The organism is Frigoribacterium sp. PvP032 (genome assembly GCF_017833035.1).
GTDB lineage: Bacteria > Actinomycetota > Actinomycetes > Actinomycetales > Microbacteriaceae > Frigoribacterium.
Window position 1 is genome coordinate 2,722,646 of record NZ_JAFIBM010000001.1, and the last position, 13,928, is coordinate 2,736,573.

A 13,928-nucleotide genomic window follows, 5' to 3' on the forward strand; every position below is an offset into this window, starting at 1 on the left:
CCACGAACGAGAGCGAGCAGCACCATGTCCGTCGTCAAGATCAACGCCATCCACGTCCCCGAGGGCTCGGGCTCCGAGCTCGAGTCGCGCTTCGCCGCCCGCAAGCACTCGGTCGACGGCGCTCCCGGCTTCGAGGGCTTCCAGCTGCTGCGTCCCGTGTCGGGCGACGCCCGCTACTTCGTCGTGACCACCTGGGCCGACGAGCAGTCGTTCCAGGACTGGCAGGCGAACGGCGCGGCCGCCGCGCACGCCGGGCCTCCTGCGGGCCACGGCGCGGCGGCGGGCCAGGGCAGCGAGGGTGCCGAGGCGCCCCGCCGTCCCGTCGCCACCGGCGCCGACCTGCTCGAGTTCGAGGTCGTCGACCTCTGAGCTGACCCGGGCGCGCGCCTCGCACCCCCGAGTGGACGATGCACCCCGACATGTCGGGGTGCATCGTCCAGTTCGGGGTGTCTCGCCGGGCGGGCCGACGTCGCTCGACGTCGAGCGACGCCGGCCCGGGTTCCCAGTGGTCTCCAGGGTCGGCGCGTAGCCTGCCGTCCAGTCGCGACCCGCCCCGAGCCGCCACGAGAGGCACAGGACAGCATGGACAAGGCAGCACGCACCCCCTCGACGCGATCGAGGTCCGCACGGTGGATCCCCGCCCTCGTGGTCCCGGCCGCCGTCGTGGCCGTCGGCATCGTCGTGCCGTCCATGGCCGCGAACGCCGAGGTGGTGCTGCCCGAGAAGACTCCCCAGCAGGTCCTCGAGCTGGCCGCGTCGAGCTCCGGCGCCTCCTTCTCGGGAACGGTCGAGCAGACGAGCGACCTGGGCCTGCCTGACGTGTCGAGCTTCCAGGGCCAGGGCGGCAGCGGCGGGGACGCTACGAGCGACGCCCTCGAGCTGCTGACCGGCAGCCACACCGCAAAGGTCTTCGTCGACGGCACGGACAAGCAGCGCGTCCAGGTCGTCGAGGACCTGGCCGAGCGCGACGTCGTGCGCGACGGCGACAGCGTCTGGACCTGGGACTCCGAGTCGAAGGAGGCGTCGCACCTGACGCTGCCGGACGCGAGCGGCGCCGAGGTCCCCACCGCCCTGCCCGACGGCACCGCCGTGCCGCAGACCCCGGCCGAGCTCGCCTCGGCCCTCCTCGCCGCCGTCGAGCCCACCACGACCGTCACCGCGACCGACAACGTGAAGGTCGCCGGCCGCACCGCGTACCAGGTGGTCCTCACGCCCGACGACCCGGCGACGCTCGTCGGCAGCGCGACGCTGACCGTCGACTCCGAGACGGGCGTTCCCCTCAAGGTCGTCGTCGCCGCGAAGGGGCAGTCCGACCCGGCCGTCTCGGTCGGCTTCACCTCCGTCGACTTCAGCGCCCCCTCCTCCGACGTCTTCGCCTTCACGCCGCCCGCGGGCGCAGACGTGACCGAGGTCCCCGCGCCCACGGGCGACGACGCTCGGACGCATCACGCCGACGGCCAGGCGACGGAGAAGACCGTGCTCGGCTCTGGCTGGAGCACGATCGTCGGCCTCGCCCCCTCCGCTGCCGCCGCAGGTGCCTCGGCACCGACCGGTGACGCCGCTGACGAAAGCTCGGCCCTGCTCGACCAGGTGCTCACCCCGGTCGACGGCGGCAAGGTGCTGCAGACCTCGCTCGTCTCCGTGTTCGTCGGCGACGACGGTCGCGTCTGGGCGGGCGCCGTCGACGCGGACGCCCTCCAGGCAGCCGTCGCCGCGCAGTGATCGCCGCCAGTGACCCCCGGGGCTGATCCGGTGCTGGACGACGGCCTCGCCGTCCAGACCACCGGCCTCGGCAAGACCTTCGGACGCCAGCAGGCAGTGTCCGAGCTCGACCTCGCGGTGCCACGGGGCAGCGTCTACGGCTTCCTCGGCCCGAACGGCTCCGGCAAGACGACGACGATCCGCATGCTGCTCGGCCTCACGAGCGCGACGAGCGGCTCGATCCGGGTGCTCGGCGGCGCGATGCCCGACCGGGCCCGCGACGTGCTGCCTCGCGTCGGCGCGCTGGTCGAGGGGCCGGCGTTCTACCCCTTCCTCTCCGGGCGCGCGAACCTGATGCGCCTCGACTCCGGCGACCGTCGGGCTCCCGGCGGCACCCGGAAGGCCCGCGTCGCGGCTGCGCTCGACAGGGTCGGCCTCGGGCACGCCGCCGACAAGAAGGCCCACGCCTACTCCCTCGGCATGAAGCAGCGCCTCGGCATCGCCAACGCCCTGCTGATGCCGCGCGACCTGCTCGTGCTGGACGAGCCGAGCAACGGCCTCGACCCGCAGGGCACGAGGGAGGTGCGGGGCCTGATCCGCTCGCTCGCCGACGACGGGACGACCGTGCTGGTGTCGAGCCACCTGCTGGCCGAGGTCGAGCAGATGTGCACCCACATCGGCGTGATGAGCGCGGGGCGACTGCTCACGCAGGGCACGCTCGACGACCTCCGGTCGCTCGGCACGCACCGGGTGCGGCTGCTCACTCCCGATCCCGACCTCGCCCGCGACGTGCTCGTCCGGCTGGGGCTCGTGCCCGACGAGTCGCCCTCGACCGGCTCCGCCCCGGCGGAGGGGGCGCACGTCGAGGCCGACCTGACGATCGAGGGCCTCGCGCCAGAGGCGATCGTCGCGGCGCTCGTCGGCGCCGACGTCCGGGTCCGTGGTTTCGAGGTGTCGGGCGCGAGCCTCGAGGACCGCTTCGTCGACCTGACCGGGGAGGGCTTCGATGTCGCCGGCTGAGCCGAACTCGACCGAGGTCCAGGAGCGTCGCGGCTCGGGCCTTGCGCTGCTCGGCAGCGAGGTCGTCGTCCTCTTCCGCCGTGTGCGGACCATCGCCCTGTTGGCTGCTCTCGCGCTGATCCCGATCCTGCTCGCCGTCGCCGTCCGTGTGACGACCGACGACGCGGGCGAGGGAGGCCGCGGTCCCGCGTTCCTCGGGGACATCACGCAGAACGGCCTGTTCGTCTCGCTCACGGCCCTCACGGTCGCGATCCCGCTCTTCCTGCCGCTGACGGTGGGCGTCGTCGCGGGCGACACGATCGCGGGCGAGGCGAGCCTCGGCACCCTGCGGTACCTGCTCGTGACCCCGGTGGGCCGGGTGCGCCTCCTGCTCGTGAAGTACGCGGGCGCCGCCCTGTTCTGCCTCGTCGGCACGCTCGTCGTGGTCGTGGTGGGGGCCATCGCGGGCGCCGCCCTCTTCCCGATCGGGCCGGTCACCTTGCTGTCGGGCCAGACGATCGGCCTGGGCGACTACGCGGGCCGCATGGTGCTGATGGCCCTCTACGTGACGATCTCGCTGCTGGGGCTGAGCGCGATCGGGCTCTTCGCCTCGACGCTCACCAGCGTGCCGGTGGGCGCCATGGCCGCGACGATCGTCCTCTCGACCGTGGCGCAGATCGTCGACGCGCTGCCGCAGCTCGACTTCCTCGACCCGTGGCTGTTCACCCACTACTGGCTGGGCTTCGCCGATCTCTTGCGTGATCCGATCTCGTGGAGCAACTTCGCGGACAACGCCCTGCTCCAGGCGGGATACATCGCCGTCTTCGGCGCGCTGGCGCTCGGCCGCTTCACCACGAAGGACGTCCTGAGCTGAGGCAGGGCGCACGTCGGTCTACCGTGGATCGGTGATCTCCCGACGACGCCTCCTCCCTGCCGCCGTGCTCGCCGCCGGCGCCCTGCTGACCGTCACCGCGTGCACGGCGTCCGCGCCCGAGCCCGAGCCGGTCGAGCTCACGGTCGCCACGCCGGAGGCGGCGGTCGCGACCGCTGCCTCGGGCACCGCAGCCGAGAGGGCCGTCGAGACCAGTCGCGCCCTGTGGAGCAGCGCGCCGGTCGTCGTGCTCGCCCCGGGCGACGACCCCGACGCCGTCGCCGAGGCTGCGCAGCAGGGCGAGCGACTCGGTGTCCCTGTGCTGCTCGACGCGGGTGAGCTCGACGCGGCCGGCCTGGTCGCCGCCGAGGTCGACCGGCTCGGCGCCGACACCGTCGCCACGGTGGGTGACGACCTGCCCGCGATCGCCGGGACGGAGGCCGCACCGGCCGCCGACGTCGAGGTCCCCCCGGCGCGCGACGCCGACTCGTCCACACTCGTCGTCGTGTCCGGCACGGACGACGCCGCGGCCTCGGCGACCGCACGGGCGGCGGGTGCCGAGCTGCTGGCGCTGCCCGAGGGCGTGACCGACCTGCAGCAGGACGCGTCCGTCGTGAGCGCGATGGGCGCCTCCGAGGCGGACGGCACCCTGGTCGTCGGGTCCGCGTTCGCCGGTGTCGGCCACCTCGACTGGTCGGTCGCCGCCGCACGGTCGGGTGCCGAGCTGCCGGGCGGCGGGCAGCGGTTCTTCCCCGACCGGCGCTTCGTCGCCCTCTACGGAGCCCCGGGGACCTCGGCACTCGGCGTGCTCGGCGAGCAGGACGTCGCCGCCACCGTGCAGCGCGCCGCCGAGACGGCCGCGAGCTACCAGGCGTCGTCGGACCGGCCCGTGGTGCCGATGCTCGAGCTGATCGCGACGGTGGCGGCGGGCGACGCGGGGCCGGACGGCGACTACTCGAACGAGCTCGACCCCGAGCGCCTGCGCCCGTACGTCGAGGCCGCGGCCGCCGCCGGGCAGTACGTCGTGCTCGACCTGCAGCCCGGCCGCACGGACTTCCTGACGCAGGCCCGCCGGTACGAGTCGCTGCTCACCGAGCCGAACGTCGGTCTCGCCCTCGACCCCGAGTGGCGCCTCGCACCGGACCAGGTGCCGCTCCGGCAGATCGGCGGCGTCGACGCCGCCGAGGTGAACGGGGTCTCCACCTGGCTGGCCGACCTCGTCGACGCGCACTCGCTGCCGCCGAAGTTGTTCGTGCTGCACCAGTTCCGGTCGAGCATGCTGCGCGACCGCGCGGCGATCGAACTGAGCCGCCCCGAGCTCACGACCCTCGTGCACGTCGACGGCCAGGGCTCCCAGCCCGACAAGCAGGCCACCTGGCGGGCTCTGCACGACGGTGCGCCCGCGGTCGCCTGGGGCTGGAAGAACTTCTACGACGAGGACGAGCCGATGCTCACGCCCGAGCAGACGATGACCGAGGTGTCGCCGGTGCCCGACCTCGTGACCTACCAGTAGGAGGCGCCCCGCCGGTCTCAGAGGCCGAGCGCGCCCGTCGGCAGCAGCGCGTGCACGCCCCAGGTCTGGTTCGCCACCTGGGTGACGCGCAGGTCGACGACCGCGCTCGCGAAGGCGAGGGCGGTCGCTCTGTCGACGGAGAGCAGGGCCGCGAGCCACGTGACCATCGCGTCGAGGGCGTCGCCCGTCGCCACGTCGAGGTCGGCGTCGAAGCCGAACGTGATCCGCCCCGCGGGGGTCTCGGCGTGCACGCTCGAGAGCGGGCGCTCGTCGACCAGGTCGATCCGCACCTCCGTCGTCATCGGGCACTCGATCGCCGTGCCGCCGACCTCGCCGTCGCCCTGGGCCGCGTGGCCGTCGCCGAGGTACAGGAGCGCGTCGTCGACCTGCACCGGCAGCCACAGGGTCGACCCGGCCACGAGCTCGCGGCAGTCGACGTTGCCGCCCGCCGTCGTGCGCGGCGGCGTCGTGGAGTGCTCGCCCGGCTCGGCCGGCGCCACGCCCGTCACGCCGAGGAACGGCGCGGTCGGCACGGTGAGCCCCCGACTCTCGGTGGCGACGCCGGCATCGGCGTCGATCTCCCAGAGCAGCCAGGCGGGCGGGACGTCGGCCAGGCCGAGCCGCGTCGTGACCGGCGTCTCGCGGCCGCCTGCGACCGTCCAGCCCCACTCCCCCGGCCGCAGGTCGACGAAGGTGACGCCGAGCATCTGGCCGGGGCGCGCGCCCCGGACCGCGACGGGGCCGGTGAGCGCGTGGCCCCGCGCCTCGGGGAACAGACGAGGCCGCACCTCGCCGGGCGTCCGCTGGCGCTCGAGGTGCCCTGAGGCGTCGAGGGAGCCGACGACGAGCTCGTCGCCGGGGTCGACGGTGAGCACGGGAGCGTGGTCGCGGGAGTAGACGTCGTTCGTCGTCTCCGTGCTCGGGTCGAGCCGGTGCCGTGTCACGCGGCACCGCCGGCGGCGGGCACGGGCGCGGCACGGAGCTGCTCGACGACCTCGGCCGGGGCCGTCCGGCCCAGGTACCCGACGCGCGACTCCCGCACGTGCCGCCCCATCAGCTCGGCCGCCCGCTCGGCGTCGCCCGCGTCGATCGCGGCGAGGATGACCCTGTGGTCGGGCCAGAGCCGCTTGCCGCGGGAGAACTCGTCGAGGGCGTAGAGCCACTCGATCTTGCGCGACAGCTGCCGCAGCAGCGTCGCGAGCGTGCTGCTGCGGCTGAGCTCGGCGATGCCGATGTGGAACCGCTCGTTCAGGTCGACCAGCCGGTCGAGGTCGTCCCGGGCGACGGCGTCGTCGCCCTCGTCGAGCAGCTGCTCGAGCGACCGCCGCACGCGCCGCCAGTCGTCGTCCGCGTCTGCGCCGCCGCCTCCGCCGCCGGCACCGCCGGCACCCTCGTCGCCCCCGCTGCTGAAGCGCGCCCTGGCCCGGCCCGCGGCACGCCGCGCGGTCGAGATCTCGAGCGCCTCACGGACGGCGAACAGGTCGTCGGCCTCGTCGAACGGGATCTCGGCCACGCGCGACCCGACGTTCGGCCGGGACTCGACGAAGCCCTCGGCCTCGAGACCGCGGAGCGCCTCGCGCACCGGCACCCGCGAGACGCCGTAGCGCTCGGCGAGCGCCGCCTCCGTGATGCGCGTGCCCGGCTGCAGCACGCCCTGGACGATGTCCGCTCGCACGGCGTCGACGACGCTCAGCACGCGTGCCCCCTGGTGGACGGGGCGGAGCACTGCGAGACACGACGGGACGGGCCGCGGCCCGCACGACGGGGTCGCTCAGACAGCGAGGCTGGCACCGGGGATCGCTCCTAGGAGGTGGTGGGTGTACTCGTCCGTCGGGGCGAGGAACACGTCGTCGACGCTGCCCCGCTCGACGATGCGACCGCGTCGCATCACCACCACACTATGGGCGATCTGGCGCACCACGGCGAGGTCGTGCGTGATGAACAGGTAGCTGAGGCCGAGCCGGCCCTGCAGCTCCGCCAGCAGCTCGAGGATCTGCTCCTGCACGAGCACGTCGAGGGCCGAGACGGCCTCGTCGCAGATCAGCAGCTCTGGCTCGAGAGCGAGCGCCCTGGCGATGGCGACGCGCTGGCGCTGGCCGCCCGACAGCTCGTTCGGCCGGCTCTGCGCGACCGAGCGCGGCAGGGCCACCTGGTCGAGTAGCTCCGCGACGCGGGCGCGACGGCCTGCGCGGTCGCCGACCCCGAAGATCCGCAGCGGCTCGTCGATCAGCCGCTCGACGCTGTAGGTGGGGTCGAGCGAGCCGTACGGGTCCTGGAACACGGGCTGCACGCGGCGCCGCAGGGCGCGACGGGCGGCGCCCCGGCTGGCGGTGATGCCCTCGCCGTCGATCAGCGCCGTGCCTGACGTGGCCGGCTCGATCCCCAGCACGATGCGCGACAGAGTCGTCTTTCCGGAGCCCGACTCGCCGACGACCGCGGTGGTCGTGCCGCGGGGCACCTCGAACGAGATGCCGTCCACGGCCCGGACGGTCTCGCCCCGACGGCCCCGGAGGCGGTACTCCTTCACGAGGTCCGTCACGACCAGGATCGGGTCGGCCCGCGCCTCCTCGGCCCCCTGCTGCCCGTCGCCGACGGGCTCCTCGGCCCGGAGCGCCGCGGCGGCGGCCACGGTCGGCGCAGCCGCCACGAGGCGCTTCGTGTACTCGTGCTGCGGGTCGAGCAGGATCTGCCGCGGCGTGCCCTGCTCGACGACGCGGCCGTCGAGCATGACGACGATCCGGTCGGTCCGGTCGGCCGCGACGCCGAGGTCGTGCGTGATGAAGAGCAGGGAGGTGCCGTGCGCGTCGACGAGCGTCTGCAGGTGGTCGAGGATCTGGCGCTGCACCGTCACGTCGAGCGCGCTGGTCGGCTCGTCGGCGATGAGCAGCTCGGGGTCGCGGGCGAGGGCCACGGCGATCAGGACGCGCTGGCGCATGCCGCCCGAGAACTCGTGCGGGTACTGGCCCGCCCGTCGCTCGGCCTCGGGGATGCCTGCCTCGGTCATCAGCTCGACGACGCGTCGGCCGACGGCGGAACGGCCGCGCGCGCCGCCCGCACGCAGGGCGTCGGCGATCTGCGCCCCGACGGTCATCGAGGGGTTGAGGTTCGTCGACGGGTCCTGCGGCACGAGGCCGATGCGGGCGCCGCGCACGGAGCGCATCCGCGCCTCGCCGGCACCGGTCAGCTCGTCGCCGCCGAGGTGGACGGTGCCGCCGGTGACGTGCCCGGCACCCGGCAGCAGCTGCAGCACCGCGGCGACGACGGTCGACTTGCCCGAGCCGGACTGGCCGACGATCGCGACCCGCTCGCCGCGGGCGACGTCCAGGTCGACGCCGTGCACGACGTCACGGTCGCCGAACGCGACCCGCAGGCCGCGGACGGCGAGCAGGGGGGCGTCGGCCGCGTTCGTCGTCGGGCTCGTGCCCTGCGTCTCCGCACCGGTCGTCATCTCAGCGTCCTGCGGCATAGGCCTGCGCTCCTCGGGGGTTGGCGGCGGCGCCCAGCACGCCGGTCTCTGGATCTCGGGTGACGCTCGACAGCCGGCCGAGCGACCAGTCTCCCGAGCGGGTGACGACGTGCCCGCGGGCCTCGAGCCCGGCGATCAGCTCGTCGCCGAGGCGGTCCTCGACGACGACGCCGCCCGGCGTCCAGGTGCGCGGCCAGAACGAGCCGGGGAACGACGTCGTGTGCAGGGCCGGGGCGTCGACGGCCTGCTGCGGCGTCCAGCCGCCGACGATCGTGCGCAGCAGGTACAGCAGCTGCCACTGGTCCTGCTGGTCGCCGCCGGGCGAGCCGAGGGCGACCACCGGCTGGCCGTCACGCAGCACGAGCGTCGGGGTGAGCGTCGTGCGGGGCCGACGGCCCGGCTCGAGCGTCGAGGCGGTCCCCTCCTCGAGCCAGCTCATCTGGAGGCGGCTGCCGAGGCAGAAGCCGAGCTCGGGGACGGTCGGCGACGACTGCAGCCAGCCGCCCGACGGCGTCGCCGAGACGACGTTGCCCCAGCGGTCGACCACGTCGATGTGGCAGGTGTCGCCGCGGGTCTCGCCCGTCGGCGCGACGTCGGGCTCGGCGCCCGGCTGACGGGCGTCGTCGGTCGGCACGGCGACGGGCGCCGCGGAGAACGAGCCGACGGTGGGCTCCCCCACGCCGGCGCCGGGACCGGCCACCTCGTCGTCGGTGCGGAGCCTCGGGAGGCGGCCCGCGCCTCCTGCGCCCCCGGCCTCGCCCGGACGCAGCTCGTGCGACGCGGTCGACCCGATGAGCGCGCGACGCTCGGCCGCGTACTCGGCCGACAAGAGCCGATCGAGCGGGACGTCGCGGTCGCCGTACCAGGCCTCGCGGTCGGCCATCGCGAGCTTCAGCGCCTCGACGATCGTGTGGGCGCCCTGGACCGTCGACGGGTCGAGCAGCTCGTCGGGCAGCGGGTCGAGCATCGCCAGCACCTGCAGCAGGGCCGGGCCCTGCCCCCAGGCGCCGGTCTTCGCGACGACGTGGCCGCGGAACTCCACCGTCGTCGCCTCCTCGGTCGAGGCGCGGAAGGCCGCCAGGTCGGAGGCGCGGATCACGCCCGCGTGTTCGCCTCCCGTCGAGTGCCGGTGCGGCGTCCGCACGAACGCGTCGATCGACGTCGCGACGAGGCCCTCGGCCCACTCGGTCCGTGCGGCGTCGATGCGGCCTCGGCGGTCCGCGCCTCCTGCGGCCACGAGCCCGTCGAGCACCCGGGCGTACGCCTCGTTCGTGACCATCGCGCCCGGCGCGGGCGGGGCGCCGTCGACGAGCCATCGGTCGGCCGAGCTCGGCCAGTGCTCGACGAACAGCTCCGCGACCGCGCCGATGGTCTCGGTCACGCGTGCGGTGATCGGGTGCCCGTCGCGGGCGTAGCCGATGGCGTAGGCGAGCACGTCGGCGAGCTCCCAGGTGCCGTGGTCGCGGAGCAGCAGCAGCCACGCGTCGACCGCGCCGGGCACGGCAGCGGCGAGCGCGCCCGAGCCGGGCACGAGGTCGAGGCCCTCTGCACGGTAGTGCTCGACCGTCGCCTCGGCGGGTGCCGGGCCCTGTCCCATCAGGACGACCGGCCGCCCCGGCTCGTCGGCCGTCGCGAACACGCCCGTCATGTCGCCGCCCGGGCCGTTCAGGTGCGGCTCGACGACGTGCAGCACGAACGCGCCGGCGACCGCCGCGTCGAACGCGTTGCCGCCGCGCTCGAGCACCGACTGGGCCGAGGCCGTCGCGAGCCAGTGCGTCGAGGCGGTCATGCCGAAGGTGCCGCGGAGGTCGGGCCGGGTGGTGAACGCAGGAGGTGCGGTGTAGGTCACGAGGATCAGGTCCGTTCGCGGGAGGTCGGGTCGAGGGCGTCGCGCAGCGCGTCGCCGACGAGGTTGAAGCCGAGGCAGATGACGGCGATGGCGAGGCCGGGGACGACGGCGGCGAACGGGGCGTTCGACAGGTACTGCTGCGCGTCGGAGAGCATGATCCCCAGACTGGCCGTCGGCGGCTGGATGCCGAGCCCCAGGAACGAGAGCAGCGCCTCCCCGATCACCGCGACCGGCATGATGACCGTCGCCTGCACGATGATCGCCGAGACGCAGTTCGGCAGCACGTGGGCGAAGATCACCCGCAGCCCGGTCGCGTCCATGGTGCGGGCGCTCAGCACGAAGTCGGTCGAGCGGATGCGCATCGTCTCGCCGCGCACCACGCGGATCATGGTGGGGATCTGCGCGATGCCGAGGGCGACCACCGCGTTGCCGAGGCTCGGCCCGCTGATCGCGGCGAGCGCCACGGCGATGATCAGGAACGGGAACGCGAGCATCACGTCGGTCAGGCGCGAGACGATGGCGTCGAGCCAGCGCCAGTAGCCCGCGATCAGCCCGAGCGGGGTGCCGACCACGACGGCCAGCACGACGCTGAGCACGCCGACGACGAGCGAGACGCGGATGCCGTAGACGGTGCGCGAGAGGATGTCGCGGCCGAGGTCGTCGGTGCCGAGCAGGAACCCGACCGTGCCGGGCAGCTGGAACGGAGTGTCGAAGTGCACCTCGGCCGGGCCGTAGGGCGCGATCAGGGGCGCGGCGATCCCCGCCACGAGCACGACGAGCAGCATCACGCCGCCCGTGACGCCGAGCTTGTTGCGGCGCAGCTGGCCCCAGACGCGGCCCCTGTCGGAGCCGAGCTCGTGGGCGGTGGGCACGAGGACGGTCATCAGGAGGCTCCTCCGACTCGGATGCGCGGGTTGAGGACGCTGTAGAGCACGTCGACGACGAGGTTGATCAGGATGTAGCCGAGAGTGATGACGAGCACGACCGCCTGCACCACCGGGTAGTCGCGGGTGAAGACCGCGTCGAGGGTGAGCTTGCCGAAGCCCGGCAGGGCGAAGATGCGCTCGGTCACGACGGCGCCCGAGATCAGCCCGCCGAGCTGCAGGCCGACGATCGTGACGACGACGATCATCGAGTTGCGGAGCCCGTAGCGGAGCAGCACCCGGCCCCGCCCGAGGCCCTTCGCGCGTGCCGTCCGGACGTAGTCGGTCGTCATCGTCTCGATCATCGACGCCCGCGTCTGCCGCATGATGACGGCGGCGAGGGAGGTGCCGAGGATGAGGGCCGGGAGGGTCAGGTGCACGAGCGCCTGCCACGGGTCCTCGGTCACGGGCACGTACCCGGAGGCGGGGAAGATGCCCAGCCCGACGGCCAGCCACAGGATGGCCAGGATGCCGAGCCAGAAGTTCGGCACGCTCAGGCCTACGAGGGCGGCGGCGTTGGCCATCCACTCTGGCCAGCGGCCGCGCCAGCGCTCGGCGACGACGCCCAGGGCGACGCCGACGAGCACGGCCACGACGATGGCGTAGAGCGCGAGCCACAGGGTGACCGGCAGGGTCGCGCCGATCAGGTCGGCGACGGGGGTGCCGGTGCGGGTCGACTGGCCGAGGTCGCCCCGGAGGAAGGCGCCGACGAACCGGAGGTACTGCACGACGAGCGGGTCGTCGAGCCCGAGGTCGGCGCGGATCGCCGCGACCTGCTGCGGGCTCGCCTCCTCACCCGCCAGAGCGAGGGCAGGGTCGCCCGGCAGCTGCCGGACGCCGATGAAGACGACGACGGAGGCGAGGACGAGCGTCACCGCCGACTGCCACAGGCGGGTGAGGAGGTAGCGCGCCATGGCTCAGCTGGCCTCGACGAAGGCGGCGGTGCTGAGGCGCACGACGCCGTCGGCGAAGGTGGAGACGCCGGCGATGTCGTTCGACAGCGCGGTGAGGCTGCGCACGCGGTACAGGTAGATGATCGGCGAGTCCTCCTGCACCTTCTCGACGACCTGGCCGTAGAGCTCGGCCCGCTCGTCGACGTCGGTCGTCGAGGCGGCGTCGCTGAGCAGCTCGTCCACCTCGTCGTCGCTGTAGCCGCTGTAGTTGTTGCCGGCGCCGGTCGACAGGAAGCTGAACATGTTGCCGTTGGGGTCGATGCGGCCCGACCAGCCGAGCTGCAGCGCCTCGAAGTCGCCCTCGGTCTGCACGTCGAGCAGCGTCGAGTACTCGACCGGCGTGATGGTCAGCTCGAAGCCGCCCTCGGCGACCTGTGCCTGCAGCGCCTGGGCGAAGCGCACGGTGTCCGGGTTGTTGCTCACCTGCATGTCGATGGCGAGGGGAGTCTCGACGCCCTCGTCCTCGAGCATCTGCATCGCCGCCTCCGGGTCGTAGTCGGGGCAGGCGTCGCTGGCGTCGGTGGCGAAGGGGCTGCTCGGCGAGATCGGCGAACAGGCGGGGTCGTAGAGGCCGCCGAAGACGGTCTTCACGAGGGCCTCTCGGTCGATCGACATCGACAGGGCCTGGCGCACGGCGGCGTTGCTCGCCAGCGGGCCGTCGAGCTGGACGGGGTCGGTGCCGATGCCGTCCTGGTTGCCGATGTTGACGGTCAGGCCCTGGTAGCCCAGCGAGCCGACCTCGAGCACGGTCAGCGAGTCGTCCTCCTTGAGCGTGCCGACGTCCTGCGTCGACATCGAGTCGGCGACCTGCACGTCGCCCGACTGCAGGTTCGCCGCACGGATGCTCGCGTCGGTGATGATGCGGTAGGTGATCGTGTCGAAGTGGGCCGACTCGGCGTCGTAGTAGAGCGGGTCGCGCTCGACGGTGATCGAGGTCTGCGGCACGCGCTCGACGAACTTGTACGGGCCGACGCAGACGGGGGCGTCGCCGAACGCGTCGCCGGCCGAGGCGAGCGCCGTGGGCGACATGACCATGCCCGCGCGGTCGGCGAGGGCCGCCGTCAGCGGGGCGAACGGCTCTGAGTAGGTGACCTCGACGGTCTCGTCGTCGACCGCCGAGATGCCGGTGATCGGGCCGAGCTCGCTGCGGCGCGACGAGTCGTCCTTGTCGAGGCCGCGCTGCAGGGTGCCGACGACCGCCTCCGCGTCGAGCGGGGTGCCGTCGGCGAACACCGCGTCGGTGCGCACGGGGAACGTGACGGTCAGGCCGTCGTCGCTGACCTCGGGCAGCTCCGTGGCGAGCATCGGGACGATGTCGCCCTCAGCGTCGATGTCGTAGAGCTTCTGGCACATCGTCTCCATCACGTAGCGCGTGTAGAGGGACGAGGAGGTGGTGGGGTCGAGCCGGTCGGGCTCGGCCGAGAGCGCCATGACGAGGTCGCCGCCCTCGACGATCGCCTTGTCGCCGATCGGGGCGGACGAGATGTCCTCCCGGCTGCTCGTGGCGTCGGTGTCCGCCGTCTGGACCTGCTGGCACCCGGTCGCCACGAGGGCGATGCCGAGGGCTGCGGCCGGCAGCGCGAGCGCGCGACGCCGGGCGGCCGGTCGCGGGGAGTGCGAGGTCAGAGGCATGTGTGATCCGATGCTCGGGGT

12 protein-coding genes are annotated in these 13,928 nt (G+C 73.7%); 5 read left to right on the forward strand and 7 right to left on the reverse strand.

The window, feature by feature from the left end:
- The first annotated feature begins 24 nt into the window (after positions 1-24).
- The 5 genes from JOE35_RS12485 to JOE35_RS12505 all read left to right on the forward strand — a co-directional run bounded on the left by JOE35_RS12485 (position 25) and on the right by JOE35_RS12505 (position 5,084).
- Positions 25-369, forward strand: a complete 345-nt coding sequence (locus tag JOE35_RS12485; RefSeq protein WP_209561334.1) for an antibiotic biosynthesis monooxygenase — start codon at positions 25-27, stop codon at positions 367-369.
- Between the two features lie 213 nt (positions 370-582).
- Positions 583-1,722, forward strand: coding sequence for a DUF2092 domain-containing protein (locus JOE35_RS12490; protein WP_209561335.1), 1,140 nt, complete (start codon positions 583-585; stop codon positions 1,720-1,722).
- 30 nt (positions 1,723-1,752) lie between these two features.
- Complete coding sequence (locus tag JOE35_RS12495) at positions 1,753-2,721, forward strand: ATP-binding cassette domain-containing protein (RefSeq protein WP_307803073.1); 969 nt, start codon at positions 1,753-1,755, stop codon at positions 2,719-2,721.
- Positions 2,708-3,574, forward strand: coding sequence for an ABC transporter permease (locus JOE35_RS12500; protein WP_209561337.1), 867 nt, complete (start codon positions 2,708-2,710; stop codon positions 3,572-3,574). The genes JOE35_RS12495 and JOE35_RS12500 overlap by 14 nt, the downstream gene beginning before the upstream one ends.
- A 31-nt stretch (positions 3,575-3,605) precedes the next feature.
- Positions 3,606-5,084 carry a hypothetical protein gene (locus JOE35_RS12505; protein WP_307803074.1) on the forward strand — a complete coding sequence of 493 codons (1,479 nt, stop codon included), beginning with the start codon at positions 3,606-3,608 and terminating at the stop codon, positions 5,082-5,084.
- Positions 5,085-5,101: 17 nt separating this feature from the next.
- On the opposite strand, the gene JOE35_RS12510 is transcribed toward JOE35_RS12505, so the two are convergent.
- From JOE35_RS12510 to JOE35_RS12540, 7 genes are all read right to left on the reverse strand, one after another.
- Positions 5,102-6,028, reverse strand: coding sequence for an acetamidase/formamidase family protein (locus tag JOE35_RS12510; RefSeq protein ID WP_209561338.1), 927 nt, complete (start codon positions 6,026-6,028; stop codon positions 5,102-5,104).
- The gene (locus JOE35_RS12515; RefSeq protein WP_307803075.1) at positions 6,025-6,780 is read right to left on the reverse strand and encodes a GntR family transcriptional regulator; all 756 of its coding nucleotides are present in this window, start codon (positions 6,778-6,780) and stop codon (positions 6,025-6,027) included. The genes JOE35_RS12510 and JOE35_RS12515 overlap by 4 nt, the downstream gene beginning before the upstream one ends.
- Positions 6,781-6,855: 75 nt before the next feature.
- Complete coding sequence (locus JOE35_RS12520; protein ID WP_209561340.1) at positions 6,856-8,532, reverse strand: ABC transporter ATP-binding protein; 1,677 nt, start codon at positions 8,530-8,532, stop codon at positions 6,856-6,858.
- A 1-nt stretch (position 8,533) separates the two neighbouring features.
- Complete coding sequence (locus JOE35_RS12525; RefSeq protein WP_307803076.1) at positions 8,534-10,399, reverse strand: gamma-glutamyltransferase; 1,866 nt, start codon at positions 10,397-10,399, stop codon at positions 8,534-8,536.
- Positions 10,400-10,404: 5 nt separating this feature from the next.
- On the reverse strand, positions 10,405-11,283 hold the full coding sequence (locus tag JOE35_RS12530; protein ID WP_209561341.1) for an ABC transporter permease: 879 nt from the start codon (positions 11,281-11,283) through the stop codon (positions 10,405-10,407).
- Complete coding sequence (locus tag JOE35_RS12535; protein WP_209561342.1) at positions 11,283-12,236, reverse strand: ABC transporter permease; 954 nt, start codon at positions 12,234-12,236, stop codon at positions 11,283-11,285. The genes JOE35_RS12530 and JOE35_RS12535 overlap by 1 nt, the downstream gene beginning before the upstream one ends.
- 3 nt (positions 12,237-12,239) lie before the next feature.
- Entirely contained in the window at positions 12,240-13,907 is a 1,668-nt protein-coding gene (locus JOE35_RS12540; RefSeq protein WP_209561343.1) for an ABC transporter substrate-binding protein, read from the reverse strand.
- Between the last annotated feature and the right edge of the window lie 21 nt (positions 13,908-13,928).

Coding starts and splice junctions, on each gene's coding strand:
- JOE35_RS12485 (WP_209561334.1), top strand. CDS start 25: ATGTCCGTCGTCAAGATCAACGCCATCCACGTCCCCGAGGGCTCGGGC.
- JOE35_RS12490 (WP_209561335.1), top strand. CDS start 583: ATGGACAAGGCAGCACGCACCCCCTCGACGCGATCGAGGTCCGCACGG.
- JOE35_RS12500 (WP_209561337.1), top strand. CDS start 2,708: ATGTCGCCGGCTGAGCCGAACTCGACCGAGGTCCAGGAGCGTCGCGGC.
- JOE35_RS12520 (WP_209561340.1), bottom strand. CDS start 8,532: ATGACGACCGGTGCGGAGACGCAGGGCACGAGCCCGACGACGAACGCG.
- JOE35_RS12530 (WP_209561341.1), bottom strand. CDS start 11,283: ATGACCGTCCTCGTGCCCACCGCCCACGAGCTCGGCTCCGACAGGGGC.
- JOE35_RS12535 (WP_209561342.1), bottom strand. CDS start 12,236: ATGGCGCGCTACCTCCTCACCCGCCTGTGGCAGTCGGCGGTGACGCTC.
- JOE35_RS12540 (WP_209561343.1), bottom strand. CDS start 13,907: ATGCCTCTGACCTCGCACTCCCCGCGACCGGCCGCCCGGCGTCGCGCG.